Annotated in this window: 18 protein-coding genes; 7 read left to right on the top strand and 11 right to left on the bottom strand. The window is 38.3% G+C overall.

The window, feature by feature from the left end; translation table 11 throughout:
- Positions 1 to 103: 103 nt before the first annotated feature.
- Together SJY09_RS11780 and SJY09_RS11775 are read left to right on the top strand one after the other, a co-directional pair.
- The gene (locus tag SJY09_RS11780) at positions 104 to 463 is read left to right on the top strand and encodes a YraN family protein (protein ID WP_396635916.1); all 360 of its coding nucleotides are present in this window, start codon (positions 104 to 106) and stop codon (positions 461 to 463) included.
- An 88-nt stretch (positions 464 to 551) separates the two neighbouring features.
- The gene (locus tag SJY09_RS11775; RefSeq protein WP_396635915.1) at positions 552 to 1,211 is read left to right on the top strand and encodes an aspartate kinase; all 660 of its coding nucleotides are present in this window, start codon (positions 552 to 554) and stop codon (positions 1,209 to 1,211) included.
- On the opposite strand, the gene SJY09_RS11770 is transcribed toward SJY09_RS11775, so the two are convergent.
- Positions 1,208 to 2,527, bottom strand: a complete 1,320-nt coding sequence (locus SJY09_RS11770) for a TlpA family protein disulfide reductase (protein ID WP_396635914.1) — start codon at positions 2,525 to 2,527, stop codon at positions 1,208 to 1,210. The genes SJY09_RS11775 and SJY09_RS11770 overlap by 4 nt on opposite strands.
- 133 nt (positions 2,528 to 2,660) lie before the next feature.
- On the opposite strand from SJY09_RS11770, the gene SJY09_RS11765 reads away from it, so the two are divergent.
- Positions 2,661 to 3,503, top strand: a complete 843-nt coding sequence (locus SJY09_RS11765) for a zinc-ribbon domain-containing protein (RefSeq protein ID WP_396635913.1) — start codon at positions 2,661 to 2,663, stop codon at positions 3,501 to 3,503.
- A gap of 1 nt (position 3,504) precedes the next feature.
- On the opposite strand, the gene SJY09_RS11760 is transcribed toward SJY09_RS11765, so the two are convergent.
- The 8 genes from SJY09_RS11760 to SJY09_RS11725 form a co-directional block, all read right to left on the bottom strand.
- Positions 3,505 to 3,819 carry a TerB family tellurite resistance protein gene (locus SJY09_RS11760; protein ID WP_396635912.1) on the bottom strand — a complete coding sequence of 105 codons (315 nt, stop codon included), beginning with the start codon at positions 3,817 to 3,819 and terminating at the stop codon, positions 3,505 to 3,507.
- A gap of 100 nt (positions 3,820 to 3,919) precedes the next feature.
- Positions 3,920 to 4,735, bottom strand: coding sequence for a helix-turn-helix domain-containing protein (locus SJY09_RS11755; protein ID WP_396635911.1), 816 nt, complete (start codon positions 4,733 to 4,735; stop codon positions 3,920 to 3,922).
- 146 nt (positions 4,736 to 4,881) lie between these two features.
- Complete coding sequence (gene mfd, locus SJY09_RS11750) at positions 4,882 to 8,259, bottom strand: transcription-repair coupling factor (protein ID WP_396635910.1); 3,378 nt, start codon at positions 8,257 to 8,259, stop codon at positions 4,882 to 4,884.
- Between the two features lie 92 nt (positions 8,260 to 8,351).
- Complete coding sequence (locus tag SJY09_RS11745) at positions 8,352 to 9,134, bottom strand: tryptophan-rich sensory protein (protein ID WP_396635909.1); 783 nt, start codon at positions 9,132 to 9,134, stop codon at positions 8,352 to 8,354.
- Positions 9,135 to 9,200: 66 nt separating this feature from the next.
- Positions 9,201 to 9,872 carry a ligase-associated DNA damage response endonuclease PdeM gene (pdeM, locus tag SJY09_RS11740; protein WP_396635908.1) on the bottom strand — a complete coding sequence of 224 codons (672 nt, stop codon included), beginning with the start codon at positions 9,870 to 9,872 and terminating at the stop codon, positions 9,201 to 9,203.
- Positions 9,873 to 10,025: 153 nt separating this feature from the next.
- Positions 10,026 to 12,488: a ligase-associated DNA damage response DEXH box helicase gene (locus SJY09_RS11735; RefSeq protein ID WP_396635907.1), complete on the bottom strand. Its 2,463-nt coding sequence runs from the start codon at positions 12,486 to 12,488 to the stop codon at positions 10,026 to 10,028.
- Positions 12,489 to 12,491: 3 nt separating this feature from the next.
- Positions 12,492 to 14,126 (bottom strand): ATP-dependent DNA ligase, encoded by a 1,635-nt coding sequence (locus SJY09_RS11730; RefSeq protein ID WP_396635906.1) that lies wholly within the window; start codon positions 14,124 to 14,126, stop codon positions 12,492 to 12,494.
- On the bottom strand, positions 14,123 to 15,145 hold the full coding sequence (locus SJY09_RS11725; RefSeq protein WP_396635905.1) for a ligase-associated DNA damage response exonuclease: 1,023 nt from the start codon (positions 15,143 to 15,145) through the stop codon (positions 14,123 to 14,125). The genes SJY09_RS11730 and SJY09_RS11725 overlap by 4 nt, the downstream gene beginning before the upstream one ends.
- 101 nt (positions 15,146 to 15,246) lie before the next feature.
- On the opposite strand from SJY09_RS11725, the gene SJY09_RS11720 reads away from it, so the two are divergent.
- Positions 15,247 to 15,669 (top strand): TerB family tellurite resistance protein, encoded by a 423-nt coding sequence (locus SJY09_RS11720; protein WP_396635904.1) that lies wholly within the window; start codon positions 15,247 to 15,249, stop codon positions 15,667 to 15,669.
- Positions 15,670 to 15,721: 52 nt separating this feature from the next.
- Here SJY09_RS11720 and fbp read toward each other — a convergent pair whose 3' ends face one another.
- The gene (fbp, locus tag SJY09_RS11715; RefSeq protein WP_396635903.1) at positions 15,722 to 16,729 is read right to left on the bottom strand and encodes a class 1 fructose-bisphosphatase; all 1,008 of its coding nucleotides are present in this window, start codon (positions 16,727 to 16,729) and stop codon (positions 15,722 to 15,724) included.
- Positions 16,730 to 16,841: 112 nt separating this feature from the next.
- Between fbp and SJY09_RS11710 the strand changes: the two genes are divergently transcribed.
- From SJY09_RS11710 to SJY09_RS11700, 3 genes are all read left to right on the top strand, one after another.
- On the top strand, positions 16,842 to 17,321 hold the full coding sequence (locus tag SJY09_RS11710; protein WP_396635902.1) for a GNAT family N-acetyltransferase: 480 nt from the start codon (positions 16,842 to 16,844) through the stop codon (positions 17,319 to 17,321).
- 41 nt (positions 17,322 to 17,362) lie between these two features.
- Positions 17,363 to 18,610 (top strand): aspartate kinase, encoded by a 1,248-nt coding sequence (locus tag SJY09_RS11705; RefSeq protein ID WP_396635901.1) that lies wholly within the window; start codon positions 17,363 to 17,365, stop codon positions 18,608 to 18,610.
- Between the two features lie 85 nt (positions 18,611 to 18,695).
- Positions 18,696 to 20,519, top strand: a complete 1,824-nt coding sequence (locus SJY09_RS11700) for a GNAT family N-acyltransferase (RefSeq protein WP_396635900.1) — start codon at positions 18,696 to 18,698, stop codon at positions 20,517 to 20,519.
- Here the strand turns inward: SJY09_RS11700 and SJY09_RS11695 are convergent.
- Complete coding sequence (locus tag SJY09_RS11695) at positions 20,516 to 21,028, bottom strand: GNAT family N-acetyltransferase (RefSeq protein WP_396635899.1); 513 nt, start codon at positions 21,026 to 21,028, stop codon at positions 20,516 to 20,518. The two genes, SJY09_RS11700 and SJY09_RS11695, sit on opposite strands and share 4 nt — an antisense overlap.
- Position 21,029 lies beyond the last annotated feature (1 nt).

Genomic DNA, 21,029 nt, shown 5'->3' with positions numbered 1-21,029 from the left:
CTAGTATTTTCGTTAACTGACATCCCAAAAGTAAGAGGTAGATTTAAAAAAACCGCTCAAGAGCCTATATTTTCGATGAACTACACAATTTTGATGCAATTCTATGGGAAAACATAATGAATTTGGAAAGGAAGGGGAGAAAATCGCCGCTGATTATCTCGTAAAAAAGGGTTACAAGATTTGCTATAAGAACTACAGATATCTAAAGGCCGAGATAGACATCATAGCTCGCAAAGATAATGTTTTGGCTATTGTAGAGGTGCGTTCTCGTAGCTCTGATTTTATAGAAAATATTGCGGATACCGTTACACCAAAAAAGATAAAATTATTAGTAATGGCTGCGGACCATTATGTTATCGAGTCAGATTTGGACGTTGAAGTTAGGTTCGATATCATCACTATTTTAAAGAATAAAAAACAATTTGAGCTAGAACATTTAGAAGGTGCATTCTATCATTTTTGAAAAGTCTACTAGATTAGTAGAATGAATTTTAAAAACATTTTGTTTTATTTGTAACAAGTTGTTATATTTGCAAAACAACCTAGTAACAATGAAAACAATATCATCCGTCGTAGAACAGTATATTAAGAAGAAACCGTTTCTACAAAGTGCACTGGCGCAAGGCATTATAAACCTTACCTCTTTATCCCGTATCGTAAAACCAGAGATTCAGGAAGAACTTGGGAAGGATATTCGTAATGGGGCCATTGTAATGGCTTTGAAGCGTCTTTCAGATGATCTAGAATTTCGCGCAACACACAAAATCCTAAAAGTACTTAAGAATATAGGAGAGATTACGGTGCGTTCTTCTCTAACGGATTACACTTTTCTTGCCTCGGACAATATTCTGGTACAGCAGGCAAAACTTTTAGAGGAAATCAATAACAATCAAGATGTATTCTATACTTCATCTAGAGGCGTAAACGAGATAAATATTGTTATCAGTAACATGATGGACAAGACCGTGGAGGAATTGTTCAAAGAAGAAAAATGTACGCAAAAAGCAGAAGAGCTTTCCTCTATTACCGTCAAGCTTCCTGCGGAAAATGTTTCTGTACCAGGCATCTATTATTTTATATTTCAGCGACTGGCATGGGAAGGTATTGTCCTTTACGAGGTTATTTCAACGACCAATGAATTTACTATTTTGGTAAACGATGAGCAGGTTGATATCGCTTTCAAGACCATAAAGGATTTAAAGGGACTCTAATGCGCTAGAAATTCCACAACTTCCGTATCGCTCTTGGGTTTGGAAAGGAAACGTTTCTCTTTATCAAGTATAAAATAGGTCGGTGTTTGCTGTATGGCAAATAATTGCGCATACTCACTTTCCCATTTGTCTAAGGCAATGGCATGATGAAAATCGGGAAGCTTTGCGATTTCTATATTCCAGTTTACCTTATCATCTTCTAAGCCTACTGCTATTACTTCAATATTCTCGTAACCTGATAATTCTTTATGTAAAGCGGGCACTTCTTTTAAACAGTGGGAGCAAGTACTGCTCCAAAACACCAATACATAATGTTCGGCTCCGCTTAAACTTGAAAGTGAATTGGCAGTACCATTTTCTTCCCATGTAATTTCAGGCGACGGTGCTCCTATACTTAAACGGGTCTCCGTTGCTATCTCATCTACTAATTGCTGTTGACCGTTTTCTAGCGCCAAATCTTTCAAGTACTTACCATAAAGGATAGTTGCAATATTGGCTAAATCGTTTTGCCGTGCTGTTTCCCATAGACCATAAAACACATCAACTTGAAAATTACCTGGGGTATTTTCTAACTTAGCCGCTATGGTCTTTATGTTTTCTTGTATGGCCCCTTCAATTTCAGCTTGCGAAGTTTGCTCTAGGGGTATTGCAGAAAAAACATAGTTAGTTAATTTGTCCTTTAAAAACCCTGAAGCCTGTAAAATGGGGTCCTCCACATTCAAATGTTTGAAATAATATTCCTTCTTATGATTAAAATAAGAAGTTACATTTTCATAACTGCTCGGTATATAAGGTTTGTTGGCGACTATGAAAGAATGAACTAATAAACCACTGCTACGCGTTTCAAAACCTTCCTGAGTTGATCTTAACTTTTCAATTATAGCCACATAGTCTTTTTTGGATGTGTTGCCCGATTGGTAAAACTCGATAAGTTTATTTTCTAAGGCGCCAATAGTTGAAAAATACGAATTGAACGTTATATTTTCTTTTGAACTGGTAAAGGAAACACCTTCTTCAAAGTTAAAATTGAAGTTTATCGTTTCCTCACCATTATAGATAACATCAATATAAAATTCATCTTGTGGAATAGCATATACCAGTCTATACATGCCTTTAACAGCATTCGCCGGTAGGTCTAGTTTAAAGTATCCGTCCTTTACTGCGGTATCCGCAACATACCTCTGACTGCCTGGTGTTAACTCATAGGCGATGAGCCATTTAAAATCTTTAGCAGGAGTGAAATTACCCGAGATGGAATGTTGTGCCTGTAGCCCAAAGACTAAAAGACACATTACAATACTAGTTTTAATTTTCATGATATAAAAAAATCAATAATCAGACCAAATTTAAGACTTCTATCGATGTGTTTGCAAAATCCCTGAAAAAGGGGATTATGCCAGCAAATGAATAGGTTATTTTTGGTTATGTTAATCCAAATAAATACTACAAATGATTTTCTTTTTTGGAACCCGTGCTTCAAAAATAAAAGAGCGAAAGTTAAAAGGAACTATATGTCCTTATTGTAAAACCCAAGACTCTTTTATTCTAAGTTCATTTAGTAAGTACTTTCATTTTTTCTGGATTCCTATAATACCGCTTTTTAAAACACATATTGCGGAATGTTCGCACTGCAAAAAGAGCTACGGAATGGCGCAATTTACCAAGGCAATGCAACGTAGTTTAGAAAACGAGAACCGATTAAACCCCGCAAAAAGGCCTTTATGGCAGGGTTGCGGATGTTTGGTGCTGACAGCCTTTTTTAGTGTTATGATGACTATTTCATTTTATGGGGTTTATATGCGTTCTAAAAATCCAGAGCAATATAAGGTAGCGACAGATCCAAGGTTACAACTTTTAAATGCTGATATGGACAGGATTTCGAAGTTGGTTACCAGAGATACTGATAGTTTAACTTTTGCCTTAAAGCAATGCGTAACTTATGATATTGTCGGGGGGTTGGATACTGAAAATATTGCATATTTCACTAAACGAAACGATAGTAGCTTATTGGTGCTATTACGAATAGAAGAAATAAAAAAGATAAAGCCAAAGTTCAGAAAAGACATTTTAGATGTGGTAAATGACTGTCTCTATGAGCTGAATGAATTAACCGAAACAAACCAAGTTTATATTGGGATTGAAGGAAAGTGGAATACGGTCTTGGTGCAAACACCTACGGATGCCGATTTAGGGGGTAGGTTTGCGGATAAAAATAAACTGTTGCCTTTTTATGGGAGCAAAGAAGTAAATTCTGAAGTTGAGGAAGTAAGGGATACAGTTCCTGAAAAATAGCTTACACTGTTAGCGAAGCGAAAATACTATTTAAAAGCTCCGTTTCTTTTTCATGAACAAAACCGTCTGCTTTTGCTATACCCTCTAGAATTATGGTTAATTGCTTCTTTTTGTCTTCCGTCATTTCTTGTAAAATGGCGATGCTCTGTTCCTTTTCAATATTTTGAGCGAACTGAATATGATTGCTGTCAAAATCAATAACACTCATTAGCTTACTTACTTCATTGATTTCGCCCTTATGCACCACGCCATCTGCATGTACCATTGAGTAAATCATTTTTACAATAGCTAATTTTTCCGCTAAATTAAATTCCATCAGCTCTGTTAAGTATTTTGGTTAGTGGTTGTCAATATAAGGATTATTGCCAGAAGTAGGACGCTGTTTCGTTGAAGCAAGAGCTATATTCGTTAGAATTTTAGTCATCAGATGCTTTTATAAGTTTTCTAATTTTAAGAAGTAGGACAACCTCTATAATTACAGTAGGAAATTGCATAATTAAACCTAATAATGATAAAATCACCAATAGGAAACAGAGCGCCGTTGCTATTTCTAATCCGCCGGCCGCATAGCCAAGGGTTCCAAATTTTTTAGCTGATTTTATAATGGAAATACCAAAAAGTAAACCCAGGGTTCCTAGTATCATGGACTCGGCAATTAGAATACCCGCAATAGGGAAAGTAGTGGCATAAAATAGTGATGCGATATCATAACTATAAAACAGGAACAAGACCACGATAAGCAATACCGAGGCAATTTTCATTAAATAGTTTTTCAGTAATCTTCCTAAAACTAAAAAACCACATATGAAAAGGGCATAGCTGATGTAGGAAATGATTTTTATAAGCAAATGCCCCGCTGTTCCAAAAACAAGTTCGCCTTCATCAAACCTATAATAATCTGCAAAACCCTCGAACGGACCAATGATAAGATAAAGAATACCAAAAACGCTAGCGACAATCAGTAAGGTACTGATAGATTTTGCTTCGCTCTCCGAGCTTACGGGAATAGTTGTGTTTAAAGCTTCTTCCGTGGTAGAATACAATTCCTCATAATCATGGTCCAATGCGGAGAGGATCGTTTTTATGGTATAACTTCTCGGAGATACTTCTCCATTTTCTATACGCTGTAAGGTACGCACATTTATATTACAACGCTCTACTAATTCTTCTTGGGTGAATCCCTTTTGCTTGCGCAGCTCAATAATTTTAGAACCTAATGCTGGTTGTTTCATCTGTTTAGATTTAAAGTGTTCAGCAATGTTACAATCAAGATAAAACCAAACCTAAGAACTTCCTAAAATTTGACCCGACATTAGCACGGCATTACCATATACAGGTGATTCACAGAGTCTAAGTGACTATTATTTTGTAGAAAATTTTACAAAGTTTCCAACTTTGTTTTTTCAATTTTCAAAGGTTCAAGTGCCAAAAATGCCCTATCTACACTTCTAATTCCATCAAAAACCAATAGCAAGCGTAGACCGTTACGGGTTTTCTTCTCTTTCATAGTACACTTTTGAGGATTGCTCTGTACGAACTTTAAAACTTTGGTAAATGCTGCCGTCTGATAAAATTCCGACTGTTGGTCTGAAATGAAGTACCCGATTAATTTGCCTTGCTTCATCACTATTTTTTCAATACCTATAGCGTTGGCAATCCATTTGATACGAACCGAATTCAATAAATCTTCCGCTTGTGGTGGAAGTTCTCCAAAACGGTCTACCAATTGTGCTTCAAACTTTTTCAGTTCGTCCTCGTCCTTTATTTGGTTCAGTTCGGTATACAGATTTAATCGCTCTGTAATATTGTTGATGTAGTCATCAGGGAATAAGAGCTCAAAATCAGAGTCTATCTGGGTTTCTTTAATGAAAATTTTATTGGCCTTACCCTCTACCTCTTCATAAAGGTCCTTAAACTCGTTCTCTTTAAGTTCATCTATCGCTTCGGCCAAAATCTTCTGATAGGTCTCAAAACCAATTTCGTTAATGAATCCACTTTGTTCACCTCCCAACAAATCGCCCGCACCACGGATTTCCAAATCCTTCATGGCAATGTTAAATCCGCTACCTAGCTCGGTAAATTGTTCCAAAGCTTCAATACGTTTTCGTGCGTCACTGGTCATGGATTCATAAGGAGGTGTAATGAAATAACAGAATGCTTTTTTATTACTTCGCCCTACGCGCCCACGCATTTGGTGCAAATCGCTCAGGCCAAAATTATTGGCGTTGTTTATGAATATGGTATTGGCATTGGTAACGTCCAAACCACTTTCTACAATGGTCGTTGATACTAAAACATCAAAGGCGCCATTAATAAAGTTCAACATTAAGGCTTCTAGCTTTTTACCCTCCATTTGACCGTGACCAATACCTACTTTGGCATCCGGCACCAAACGTTGAATCATGCCAGCAACCTCTTTGATATTTTCGATACGGTTATGGATAAAGAATACCTGTCCGCCACGTTGTATTTCATAGGTAATGGCATCACGAATTGTTTCTTCGCTAAATCGTATAACGGAGCTCTCGATTGGGTAACGGTTGGGTGGAGGTGTCGTGATTACGGACAAATCCCTTGCGGCCATTAAACTAAATTGAAGTGTCCTGGGAATAGGCGTCGCCGTTAAGGTAAGCACGTCTACATTTTCTTTAATTGATTTTAGTTTGTCCTTTACCGCAACTCCGAACTTTTGTTCTTCATCAACAATCAATAAACCTAAATCCTTAAACTTTACGTTCTTGTTCACCAGCTGATGGGTGCCAATGATAATGTCTACTTTTCCCGCTTCCAGTTTTTCTAAAGTCTCGCGTCGTTCTTTGGCTGTTCTGAAACGGTTAAGATAATCCACAGTGACCGGCATTTCCTTGAGACGTTCACTAAAAGTGCGGCTATGCTGAAAAGCCAATATCGTCGTCGGCACTAAAACGGCAACTTGCTTACCATTATCTACAGCTTTGAATGCTGCCCGTATTGCAACTTCTGTCTTTCCAAAGCCCACATCGCCGCAGATAAGACGGTCCATGGGGCGTTCGCTTTCCATGTCTTTTTTTATGTCTGCGGTGGCCGTGCTCTGGTCTGGCGTATCTTCATAAATAAAGGAGGCCTCTAGCTCATTCTGTAAGTAACTATCTGGATTATATTGAAATCCCTTTTCCAAACGTCTTTTGGCATAGAGTTTAATAAGGTTAAAGGCAATTTTCTTAACGCGAGATTTTGTCTTGTCCTTAACTTTTTTCCATGCTCCGGAACCTAGTTTGTATATTTTTGGGGGAGCACCATCTTTGCCGTTGAACTTGGATATTTTATGCAGCGAATGAATGCTTACATAGAGAATATCTCGTTCTCCGTAAGCTAACTTTATGGCTTCTTGTTTTTTGCCCTCTACGTCTATCTTTTGTAGCCCTCCAAATTTTCCGATACCATGGTCAATGTGTGTTACATAATCCCCAATCTCTAATTTATTGAGTTCTTTCAGGGTAATGGCCTGTTTCTTGGCGTAGCCATTTTTAAGATGAAACTTGTGATAGCGTTCAAAAATTTGATGGTCCGTGTAACAAACAATTTTTAAGTCATCCGCTATAAATCCTTGGTGTAAAGGAAAGACAATGGTTTTGTAATGTACACGACGACCAACCTCTTCGAAAATATCGTGAAACCGTTTGGCCTGTTGTTCTGAGGCACAGAAAATATAGTTGGTGAAACCCTTGTTATGGTTGTTGTTCAGATTTTCAATGAGTAGATTGAATTTCTTATTGAACGAAGGCTGTGGTTTGGTAGTAAAGGCAATACTGTTTTCAGCGGCCGGTTGCGCTGCACCTCCGGCACTGATTAATGTAAAATCTATTAATTGTTTTTTGAACTCTGCAGCATTTAAAAACAATTCTTCTGGTGCTGCATGTTTTATGTCTTCGGAGAGCTCCTTAAAAGCTTCAATAGCTTTAGCAAAGAAATCATCTAACCGACCAAAAAGTAAATCGGTATTCTTAGAGAAAACGACCGTATTTGAAGCAATATAGTTTAAAAAGCTTTCCCTTTTTTCCTCTATAAACTTATTGGCTACATTTGGTATGATAGTAATTTTTGTGACCTTTTCGGTAGAGAGTTGGCTTTCTACATCAAAAGTTCTAATACTATCTACCTCGTCACCAAAAAATTCTATACGGTAAGGCTGGTCATGCGAAAAGGAAAATACATCCACAATACCGCCACGTACTGAAAATTCACCAGGTTCCGTTACAAAATCTACACGTTTAAACTTGTATTCGAACAACACTTCGTTCAAGAAATCCAAAGAAAGCGTATCACCCAGTTTTATTTTTAAGGTATTCTTATCCAGTTCCTTTCTGGTGACTACTTTTTCAAAAAGTGCATCGGGATAGGTGACAACTACCGCAGGTTTTTTTCTAGAATTGATACGATTTAAGACCTCTGCCCTTAAGAGTACATTGGCATTATCGGTTTCTTCTATTTGATAGGGTCTACGGTAACTTCCAGGATAAAAAAGCACATCTTTTTCACCTATAAGTTGTTCCAGGTCATTGAGGTAATATGCGGCTTCCTCCTTATCATTAAAGACCAATAAGAAGGGGGCATCGCTACTACGGAAAACATCTGCTAATACAAAGGAGAGCGAGGAGCCCGTTAATCCTTTTACCTGTATTTTTTTATCGGATGGGTCGGTCTGGGCAATAGCTTCTCGCAGTTTTCCGTTTTTGGAAGACTGTGAAAACAGTTGTTGAATAGAGGAGTGCGTCAACCGCTAATTTTTTTGCAAAGATACGCATGCTTTAAAAAATGTACCTAACCGAATAGTAATTTTTGAAAAATCTGATAGCACACAATTTTGGTCTATGATTTGAGCTTTGAACGAGAAGCAACTTTACTGTTTTGTATGTTGTGAACTAACAGGGTAACAAGCAATAAAATACTACCTGCTAAGGCCGTGTAAGCAATAGCCTCAGAACTGGCTTTATGCCTACTGTAGATTGCAAAGAGCGCCCAAACTCCTACGCCTACAAATGCGCTCATATTTCGTTTTCGTAATACTATTATGTTTAGCACAACAGCAATAATCAGCATTGTAACGGTCCAATTGGTTTCGGAAAGAAAGCTACCGTTCCAACCCAATTTTGTTAAATACATGGCAATGTTGGCTATTGTTGCTACAGTAATCCACCCAGAGTATAACCCAATTGGCCACCAAACAAAAGCAAGGGTAGTGCGAGAAACTTTTTCTCTTTCCATGTTGGTGTTTAAAATAATTTTGAGGAGTGAAATTAAGATGCCTAGCATAATTAAGACGGATAAACCTATGTAATCATAAACACATGCAAATACCCATGTCGCATTTAATAGATTTGCCACTACAAACCAATAACCAGTTTGGGCTATAAATGCACTTTTTTTATCGCTAAAAAAAGCGCGTCGTACTTGAAATATACCATAGGCAAGTAGCCCCAAAAAGATAATTCCCCAGATGGAAAATGCATAGGAAGCAGGCGTAAAAAGGTTGCTGTACTTACCACTGATTTCTCCTATAGTCGTGTTGTTTAAACGCAAAACTTGCGAACTATAATTTACAGCAATTACCAATAGCACTGATGCTAAATTAAGAAGGGCATACTTTTTCATTTCACCTGACTTTGTGTAAAAATAGCGATTCGCTATTTAAGGGATTTCTATAATGTCATGAAGGATTTACTTGTAATGTCGCCCTTTCTTTTGAGCTTCACGGACAGGCACCTTTAAAACGGAATCTCCTAGAACTGCATATGCCTCGCAATCTGCTGTTAGATTCATAGTATAGGTTCCTGTAAATTCTCCAAAAGCGGGTAAAATCATTTGGTTCTTTTTCTTGAAGAAACAGGGCAGTCTTACAGATTGCCTCCCGAGTCCAGTAAGCTTTATGGCGGGGTGTATATGCCCTGCGAAATTAAATTGTCCTTCCCGTTCTTCTGGGTGATGGGTTAGTATGAATCCTTTGAGCTTTAGTTCTAAAACTACTACAATTCCCAAGTTTTCATATCTTAATGGCGATATAATATCATGATTGCCAGAGACTAGAATAATTTTAGCGGTTATGTTTGCTCTCCATTCTTTAAACAACTTCCATTCTTTGTTCAGTGAAGAATGAAATAAATCGCCCATAAAGACGATAGTATTCGGTTTAAAAAAAGCCACAGCTTCGTTCAGAAGCTCAAAATTCTTCTGGATTGCCTTTTGTGGCACCGCTGCGCCGAACTTTCTAAAGTGAGATACCTTTCCTAAATGAACATCACTAATCAATAACATAGATTGTGCTTCCCAAAATAACACGCCAGAGGCATGCATTATAAAACTCTCATCTTTGATTGTGATGGGGTGTGTCATTTTTAATTTATTACCAGTACTGTCCGGGTCTTATTTGTTTTTAAAACATTATATAGGGCAACAAAAGTAAAATAAACAACGGGAATAGTTTTTTAAATTAAATGCTTTAGATGGGACACCTCCCTTAATCCCTCCTTTGAGAGGAAGGGAAATTTATTTCATTAAAATAGCCGTCATTTTTTTGATACGATCCGCCAACTTCTCGCTAGATAATTTTTCCCGTAATCTATCGGTAATGATGGGGAATGAAAAGGGAGTAGCTTTTGTACATTGCCTCCATACGGTTCCTTGTTGTGCGATGCGTTCTAAGGCCATTCGTAGCCTTCCTTCTTCCAACTGGTGCTCAAAGGTTTCCGTATAGGCTTGTTGATATAGCAAATTATCGTCCTCAAAATCTTTAAACACATCAAAAAGTAGTTGAGAACTACTCTGCAAATGCTTCATTTTTATACCCTTATTTGGATATCCTGTGAAAACCATGCCACTTATAACAGCAATATCGCGGAATTTACGGCGTGCCATTTCATTGGAGTTCAGACTTTTTTGTAGGTCTCCTAACATGTAGTCGGTAGTGAAAAGATTATTGTCTAAAACTTCTTGTATATCAATTTGTTGGTCGGAGAGTAATTCAAATCCGTAGTCATTATAAGCTAAAGAGCATGTGATGGGCGAAAGTAAACTTATCCGATAGGCCAACAGGCTGCTCATTGCTTCGTGTACTCCCCTGCCTTCGAAAGGATAAAAGATATGATGATAACCATCACGACTTTTAAAAGTTTCTATCAAAAATTCTGTGGGTTTAGGAACAATGCTTTCTTCTCGCTGTTTGGAGAACATAGGTGCCAAAGATTGAATTTCTGCGGATTGTTTCTTTGTGTCAAGGGCTGCCGTATATAATTCTTGTCGTAATAATTCTGACATTTGTGCAGAAAAACTTAGTCTACCCCCCATCCAACTAGGAACTTTATTAGTCCGTTTTGTAGAATTACGAACATGGGCCTGCATACCTTTGACTCGAATAAATTCTAAATTTCTGCCAGCAAATGTAAAGACATCTCCTTGTGTGAGTTTAGAAATGAAGTACTCTTCAATTGAGCCTATATAACCTCCTTTTTGGTACCGTACTGAAATATTGGCGTCACCAACAATAGTGCCTATCTGAAAACGGTGTCGCATGGCTATTCCACGATTGTTTACCTTAAATTTTCCATCTGCCTCAACATCAATCTTTTTGTATTCATCATAGGATTGCAGGCTTTGGCTTCCCATCACTAGGAAATTCAACAACCATTTCCATTGCGTATGGGATAGTGCCTGATAACAGAATGTTTGTCTGATTTCATTATAGATTTCATCAGGATAAAAACCATCTGAAACCGCTAAAGTTGTTAGGTATTGTAAGAGGACATCATAGCTGTTCAGGTAGGGAATCCTATCCTCTACCGCTTCCTGTTTTACGGCTTGCTGCATGGCAGATGCTTCAATAAGTTCCATGGCGTGTGTGGGCAGAAAGTGAATTACGCTTTCTTTTCCAGGTCTATGTCCGCTTCGTCCCGCACGTTGTAAAAAGCGCGCTACGCCTTTAGGACCACCGATTTGAATTACCGTTTCTACAGGTGCAAAATCAACCCCAAGGTCAAGGCTAGATGTACAAACTACCGCTTTTAAACTTTCATTGCGTATGGCTTGCTCTACCCATAGCCGGGTTTCTTTGTTTACACTACCGTGGTGCATGGCCATTTCACCGGCATATTCTGGATGTTTTTCCAGTATTTTTTGAAACCAAATTTCGCATTGACTGCGGGTATTTGTAAAAAGGAGTGTCGTTTTACTGCTATTGATAATGGGGACTACATCTTCCAGTAAACGCAGGCCCAAATGACCACGCCAGGGAAAGGTTTCCATTTCTTTTGGGATAATACTTTTTACCGTAATTTTTTTATTCAATTTGGCTTTGATAAGCACAGAATTTTTTAGTGCCTCTGTTTCCGGTCCTAATAATACTTCTCTTGCCTGTTCTAAATTGCCAATAGTTGCGGATATGCCCCAAATACGCAAATCTTCGGATATAGCCTTTAATCGAGAAAGCCCTAACTCCATTTGCACGCCACGCTTGGTTCCCAACAACTCGTGCCATTCATCTACTACAATGGCCGTACAATCTTTAAATACGTTCTTATACCCTTTGGAGGATAGTAAAAGTTGTAGACTTTCCGGCGTGGTTATGAGAAGGTCAGGCATTTTGGTTTTTTGCCTTGCTCGTTCTTTAGCGGAGGTATCCCCTGTTCGGATACCAACCGTCATCTGTGTTTCTAAATCTTGAGTAATACGTTCGGCAGATTGTTGAATTTCATTGGATAATGCCCGGAGCGGAGTAATCCAAATGGCCTTTAGGCCCTTCTTGTGTTTTGTTCTATAATCCGGATTTTTTCTAATGTAGTTCAACACAATCGGAAACCAAAGGGCATAAGTCTTTCCGCTTCCTGTAGGAGCATTCAACAAACCATTCTTTCCCTGTAAAAAGGCTGTCCAAGAATCTTTTTGGAACTTGAAAGGCTTCCATTTTTGTTCTTGGAACCAGGTTTCGGCTATGCTATAAAGTTGATTTCTGTTCATGGCCTATTCGGGAATCATTGCCTTTAAATCTTCCAAGTTATTTGCTTCATGTATGGTTTTATCCTGCCGCCATCTGACTATTCTAGGAAAACGTGTGGCGATGCCGCTCTTGTGTCTTTTTGATAAAGCAATACCTTCAAAAGCGATTTCAAATACATGATGAGGTGTAACGCTGCGGACGGGGCCAAAACGTTCTAGGGTATTCTTCTTTATCCATGCATCAACTTTTCTAAATTCAGCATCCGTAAGTCCGGAATAGGCCTTTGCAAAAGTGACCAGTTCTTTTTCTCCTTGCTCATTATCTTGCCACAAAGCAAAAGTGTAATCCGTGAAAAGGTTGCTTCTCCTTCCGTGACCACGCATGGCGTAGGTGAGCACCGCATCAATAGTCAGTGGGTCTACTTTCCATTTCCACCAATCTCCTTTCTTGCGACCCACGAGGTAGGGAGAATCTTTTCGCTTTAGCATTAATCCTTCACTTCTCATTTCCCTAGCACGCTCCCGTTCCTTTGCCACTTCGGGCCATGAGTTAAAATGTAATCTTTGGGATAGGAACAATGGGATTTTTTTCCCGATCTCATTCTCACCTTCATTAGATAGTGCCGAAATTGTGCTAAAAAGATTCTCTAGAATTTTGCGACGTTCCATAAATGTCTGCTGACGGATATCTTTTCCCTCCCATTCCAATAGGTCATACGCTTTTAAAATAACAGGAACTTTATTTAATAAAGCTTTTGAAACTATTTTACGACCAATTCTGGTTTGCAGGTCATTAAATGTTCCTATTTCTTCGTTTGGGTAAGGTAGTATTTCGCCATCGATTACCGTACCATTGGGTACAACTCCTACAAAAGCTTGAAATTCTGGATATTTATCCGTCACCAGTTCTTCACCGCGACTCCAGACAAACAGTTCGTTATTTCTTAAAATTACTTGAGAGCGTATGCCGTCCCATTTATGTTCGGCCGACCAATCGTTTACATCTCCTAAATCTTGTACCGCTCCTTCGATGGCGTAAGCCAAATAGAAAGGGTAGGGTTTGGAAAGAAAATCACTTTCGTTCTCTTCCAATATCAATTCTTGAAACGTGATTTTGTTAGGGTCCCAGTTGCCCATTAATTTGTATGCTAGAATGTCCTCGTCTATTTCGGTGGATTTAGATAGTGCTCTGGTCATGAGTTTTTGGCTTACCCCAATACGGAAACCTCCTGTAATTAATTTTGTAAAAACAAATCGCTCATAATAGTCCAGCACTTTCCAATTTTCATAGAGGTAGGATTTTTTAGCATCATCCGATTTCTTTTTTAAAGAAATCATCTCCTCTAAAAACTGAGTTAGACTTTTTTCAGTAGCTTGTTTGGTAGAAGGTACTACCAGAGCAATTGTTTCTGCCAGATCGCCCACAATATGATAACTTTCTTCAAAGAGCCATAAAGGAATATTTGCTAATTCTGAAGCCCATTCCCTTAACAATGTGGTATTTACAGGCCTTGGAGGACGGCGGTGCGAAAGTATGGCAATGGTCCAAACTTTGTCACGGTCATTGGCCTTGTCAAAATAGTTTGCAAGGGCATTTACTTTTAAGGTAGTTTTATTAGTGCTATCCAAGGTTTTAATTAAGGCTGCAAAATTTTTCATGCTTTAACTGTTTCCTTTGTAGTTATAGCTTCATTTTCTTCTTCTCCGTATTGGGTTTCTTCTGTTCTGGCATCATACCCTTGTTCTCTTAAATATTTGGAAAATATTTCGGTATAGCCATGTGTGCATATAATTTTTTCTGCTCCTGTAGCTCTAATGCTTTGCAAAAGTCCTTGCCAATCGCAATGATCGCTCAACACAAAACCTTTATCAATGGCGCGTCTTCTGCGTGCACCTCTAAAGGCCATCCATCCGCTTGCCGATGCAGTAACATAGGGCACCATTTTACGAATCCAGGTGGAGCCGTGCGCACTGGGCGGCGCCAAAACAATATTTCCTAAAAGTGCTGTTTTTTTGGTTTCCTTGGTAATAAGATTGGTCTCTGGAAAGTCTACCAAGGGACGTAAAACTTTGGTCATATTTTCTATAGCTCCATGGGTAAATATTCTTCCAATATCGGTATCTAAATACTTTAGCAGCCGTTGCGCTTTGCCCAAGCTGTAACCAAAAAGAACCGAGGTTTTTTGTTCCGCTTTGTTCGCTGCCCACCATTCATTGATATTTTGTAACACCTCTTCTTGTGGAGTCCATTTAAACGCAGGGAGACCAAAGGTACATTCTGTTATGAAGGTGTCACATCTTATGGATTCGTAAGGTGTTGAAATCCCATCATTTTCTGTTTTATAATCTCCGGTAAAAACCCAGACTTCACCTTTATATTCTACTCTAATCTGTGAAGACCCGATGATATGACCCGCAGGATGTAAACTGAACTTTACATTATTAACTACAAAAGTTTCCCCCCATTCCACACCAGTAACGTTAATCTCCCCGAGCCTATGGGAAATTATGGGTACATTTCTATGATGGGTAATATATTGTTTGTGTCCCCATCTGCTATGGTCTGCATGCCCGTGTGAGATTATGGCTTTATCCACTGGCTTCCAAGGATCTAGATAAATCTTTGCAGGATTACAATAAATACCTTTATCCGTAAATTCTAAAAGAGGTTTTTTCATAGCCTTGTGAAATTACAAATTTGAGCGCAAAACAAAGTTGAGAAGTATGTAAACTATGACCTCTAAAAAAATTATATTTGTGTCCAATTAATAAAGCATTTATGTCATTCACAGATTTATATGGGAATCCCCAACACAGAAAAAATGTAGCACATTTTGCCGCCATGGCTACTTTAGCCGCATCTGACGGAATAATAACGGATGAGGAAAAATCGTTACTGGATAAGTTTGCCCGTAAGTTGCAGATTTCCGATAGCGAGTATAAGGAGGTCATGAGACCGGAAAATAAATATCCAATTGAACCGCCAGTAGATTCTGAAAAAAGAATGGAGCGTTTATACGATCTATTTCGGATAATTTTTGCAGACCATATCATAGACGATGAGGAAATGGTACTGTTGAAAAAATATGCTATTGGACTAGGTTTCTCCGAAGAGTCTGCCAATAAGGTAATAGAACGCTCTGTGGCAATATTTAGTGGTAAAATAGACTTTGAAGATTATCTGTACATGGTTAAGCACTAAGCAGGCTTATCAAAAAAAGTAAATCAAAAAGGGAGGCATTTGCCTCCCTTTTTTAATGGTATTTATCTAGAAATTCCTGAAGCTTTTCTACCATTTCTTTGCTGCCGCAGAAAAAGGGGACACGTTGATGCAATTCTGTTGGTTCAATGTCCATAATACGTGTTTTGCCCCCAACGGCTAGTCCATTTGCCTGCTCAGCGATAAATGCCATAGGGTTACACTCATACAATAGACGTAGTTTTCCGCTTTCGGTAAGGCTGCTTTTAGGGTACATATAAATACCTCCTTTAATCATGTTTCTGTGAAAGTCGGAAACTAGCGAACCGATATATCTAGAGGTATATGGCCTGTCACCTTCCTCTTGCTGGCAATATTTAATGTAGTCCTTAACACCTTGCAAGAAATGTACATAATTACCTTCGTTCACAGAATATATTTTACCTGTTTCGGGAAATTGCATGTTAGGATGCGAAAGATAAAAAGTCCCTAAAGCTGGGTTTAGCGTAAATCCGTTAACACCATCACCTGTGGTGTATACTAACATTGTAGATGTACCGTAGACTACATACCCTGCAGCGACTTGTTTATTTCCTGGCTGTAGAAAATCTTCTAAGGTAACTGGTGTTCCTACTGGAGTAACCCGCCGATATATGGAGAAAATAGTCCCGACGGATACATTCACATCAACATTTGAGGAACCATCTAACGGGTCAATTAGAACGATGTATTTATTCTGATGGTTATTGTCGTTACTGTTAATGCTAATAAAACTATCTTCTTCTTCAGAGGCAATACCACATACGATTTCTCTATTTTTTAATGTCGAAATAAATTTCTCATTGGCAAATACATCTAACTTTTTTTGTTCTTCACCTTGGATGTTAGTGTCGCCTGCATCTCCTAGAATATCTACTAACCCTGCTTTGTTTACCTCATGGTTAACCACTTTTGCGGCTAATCGAATGGCATTGATCAGTTTAGATAATTCTCCGGATGAATATTGAAATGAAGACTGATTTTCAATAATAAACTCTCCTAGGGTTTGATTTTTTTTTGTCATCGAAAAAGAAGTTAGGTTTAGACCACAAATATCGGGTATTTTGTGAAACTACATCGTTTTCGACAGTTTTACATTTTTTAAATTTATAACTTTGTGTTTTATTTGTAACAATATGGACTATACCATCAGAACTGCTCAAGAAAAAGACATGGCTAGTGTTCTTGAATTAATTAACGAACTGGCCCGATTTGAAAAGGAGGCAGATGCCGTGGAGCTTACTGCGGATGATTTAATTTGCGATGGTTTTAAGGAGAAACCTTTGTTTCATTGTTTTGTTGCTGAACTTGAGGGGAATATTGTAGGAATGGCTTTGATCTACCCTAGATACTCTACTTGGAAAGGACCTGTTATTCATCTAGAAGACCTTATTGTAACGAAAGAGATGCGTGGTACAGGTCTAGGAACGGCTTTATTGAATGAAGTGGTGAAATATGGAAATGATTTGGGTGTAAAGCGTATTAGTTGGGAGGTGATAGATTGGAATGACCCAGCCATTAATTTCTATGAGAGTAAAGGAGCCAATGTAATGCGAGATTGGGATGTGGTGCAGTTAGATGAGAAAGGAATAAAAGCGTATTTAGAAAATATATAATACTCCTCGCCGGCATGCGAGAAATTGAAAAGTAAATTTTTATGAGAGTTTTTAAATTTGGTGGAGCATCGGTAAAAGATGCTGCTGGTATAAAAAATGTGGTGAAAGTGTTGCAGGAGGTTGGTCATGAGGATACCATATTGGTCGTTTCTGCCATGGGCAAAACTACGAACGCTATGGAGGCTGTGGTTGATGCTTATTTTGAAGATAAAAACAAGATAGCTAGCACTATTCAAGAAATTGTGGATTATCATCAAGATATTTTAAATGATTTATTTCCTAATACCCATCATCAAGTTTATAAAGAAGTGAAGGCCTTGGTAGACGAGGTTACTGGTTTTCTTGCATGGAACAAATCGCCAAACTATAATTTTGTTTACGATCAAGTCGTAGGCTACGGGGAGCTAATTTCTACTACAATAATCAGTTCATACTTACAGGAAATAGGGATAAGTAATAACTGGTTAGATGTTAGAAATTTCATTAAAACCGATAACACTTATAGGGATACGACGGTATCTTGGGAAAAAACGCAAGAGAATATCTCAAAAATCAATAGAGGCATATTGAATATTACCCAAGGTTTTTTAGGGAGTGACGACAACAATTTTACTACTACCCTAGGAAGAGAAGGCTCCGATTATACGGCGGCTATTTTGGCATATTGTCTAAATGCGGATTCCGTTACTATCTGGAAAGATGTACCAGGGGTTCTGAATGCCGACCCAAGGTATTTCAAGGAGACACAACTTTTGAACAATATTTCTTATCGGGAAGCTATAGAATTAGCTTTTTATGGAGCTTCCGTAATTCACCCTAAAACCCTGCAACCGCTTCAACGAAAGGAGATTCCACTTCATGTAAAATCCTTCATTAATCCAAAGAACAATGGCACTACGGTCGGTAAGGGCGTGGGAATAGAACCAAAAGTTCCTTGTTTCATTGTTAAAAAAAATCAAGTTCTAATGAAATTATCCTCCTTGGATTTCTCTTTTATTGTCGAGGATAGTATCAGTGCACTGTTTAAACTATTCCATGAACATAAAATGAAGGTAGATTTAATCCAAAATTCTGCGATTAGTTTTTCTGTTTGCGTAGATAATAAATTTGGTGGTCTGGAACCCCTTTTAAATCAACTTAAAAGTAAATTTAAGGTGGTTCATCATGAAGATGTTTCGCTATATACTATTAGACATTTTGATTCTAAATCTATTGAATCCTTGCAAAATGGATATGAAATATTACTAGAACAGCGCGGAAAAGAAACGGTTCAACTCGTAGTAAAGTAGTACGATTTAATATTTTTTAAAGGTTAAAATAGCAGGCTCAACTAGGGATTTTGCTATATTTACCGCACGCTAATATTTTCATTCTATGGGTTTAGTGACCGCAAAAGAGATAGCAAAGGCTATCAACTTATCTAAATACGGTTATGTAGGTACTTTTATTGGCTGGCTCTTGATGAAAATTACCAGAATTTCAAGCATAAATTCTTTTTACGATAAAATAGCGCATCTAGATTGTGATGACTACGCAAAAGCTATTTTAAAGCATTATGAGATTGATTATGAGATACCCGAGGAGGATTTTAAAAGGTTACCTAAAGATGGATCCTATATTACCATAAGTAATCACCCTTTAGGGGCTATCGATGGTATCCTTTTAATGAAATTGATGTTGCCACAGCGTAAGGATTATAAGATCATGGCCAACTTTCTTTTACAGCGTATGGTACCCTTAGCGCCTTACATTCTTCCTGTAAATCCTTTTGAAGACCACAAAGATGCGAAGAGTAGTTTAGTTGGTTTTAAGAATGCATTAATTCATGTAAGAAACGGACATCCGCTCGGAATTTTCCCGGCAGGGGAGGTCTCTACCCATAAAGAGGGTAAGTTACTAGTAGATAAACCATGGGAAGAAGCGGTGTTGAAGTTGATACGAAAAGCAGAGGTGCCCGTGGTACCCATATATTTTCACGCCAAGAATAGTAAATTGTTTTACCGACTATCTAAGTGGAGCCCCATTTTTAGAACAGCATTGATTCCTTCTCAGGTCTTATCTCAGCGCAACAGACCTATTAAGGTCCGTATAGGGCAGCCTATTTCAGTAAAATCTCAAAAAGAACATAAGAGTTTAGAGGAGTACACGGATTTATTAAGAAAGAAAACATATATCCTTTCAAATGCTTATGAGAAAGAGCGACTCATAGATCAGATACCAACAACGCTTAAAATTCCCAAACCTCCAAAAAAAATTGCTAGCGCTATGCGGAAGGAGGTTATGGAAGGTGAAATTGAAAAACTTAGGGACAAGGATCGTAGACTACTCCAAAGTAAAAACTATGAGGTATTTCTGGCTAAAGAGAAAGACATGCCGTTTATTTTAAAAGAAATAGGTCGGCAACGAGAGATTACTTTTAGGGCCATTGGTGAAGGCACCAATAACGCTATAGATTTAGATGTGTTCGATTCTTACTACCATCACCTTTTTCTTTGGGATAGCGATGATAAATGTATTGTGGGAGCGTACAGGATGGGTATGGGCGCGGAGATTTTTCCAGAACACGGTATAGATGGTTTTTACCTTCAGGATTTATTTCGGGTGGAACCAGAATTGTACGGCATGATGCAGAATTCTATAGAGATGGGACGAGCCTATATCGTTAAGGAATATCAACAGAAACCCATGCCATTGTTTTTACTTTGGAAAGGCATTGTACACACAACGTTAAGACATCCGGAACATAAATACTTAATCGGTGGTGTAAGCATAAGTAATCAATTTTCAAATTTCTCCAAGTCCCTGATGATAGAGTTCATGAAGTCTAATTATTGGGATCCTTATGTGGCTCAGTACATTAGACCTAAAAAAGAATTCAAGGTTAAACTCAATGATGCCGATAAGGAATTTGTTTTTGATGAAACCCAGGCCGATTTAAATAAGTTCGACCGTTTAATAGAAGAGGTAGAACCGGGCAGTTTGCGTTTGCCGGTATTGATAAAAAAATACATCAAACAAAATGCAAAAGTCGTTGCCTTTAACGTAGATCCTTTGTTCAATAACTCGGTAGATGGGTTAATGTACATTAAAATCTCCGACCTTCCAGAAAGTACCGTAAAGCCAGTTATGGAAGAATTTCAGGCCGAGCTGGAACGTAAGTTGACAGAAACGCAACCTAAAGAAAAAGGAGCGACTTAATCTACGCCAACTTCAGTACTGCGTCGTTCAAAAAGGAGATTGTCTTTCCAAATACCATCTCTGGTTTTTCCAACTCTTTCTCGTTTACCAATGTAACGAAAGCCCACTTTTTCATGTAGTGTAATACTGATTTTGTTTTCAGGGAAAATACCAGATTGCAAGGTCCATAAACCCTCGTTTTCACTTTCAACAATAAGGTGTTTCATAAGAAGCTTGCCCACTCCATAACCTCTGGAGTTTTTACCGATATATACACTAACTTCGGCAACGCCGCCATAAACACATCGGCCAGAGACGGGAGAAAGAGCCGCCCAACCAACAACACTATCTTGCTGCACGGCAACCAACCTACAAGTTGGTAAATGCGCCTTATCCCAATCCAAGTACGAAGGTATTTCTGTTTCAAAAGTGGCAAAACCTGTGGCTATTCCTTCGGCATAGATTTTTGAAACGGCATTCCAATCATCAGCTAGCATGGGTCTAACCGAAACCGTGTTTTCTTGTTTCATA

It is taken from the genome of Maribacter sp. R77961 (assembly GCF_044594925.1).
GTDB lineage: Bacteria > Bacteroidota > Bacteroidia > Flavobacteriales > Flavobacteriaceae > Maribacter.
This window is presented reverse-complemented; position numbering and strand designations above follow the sequence as displayed.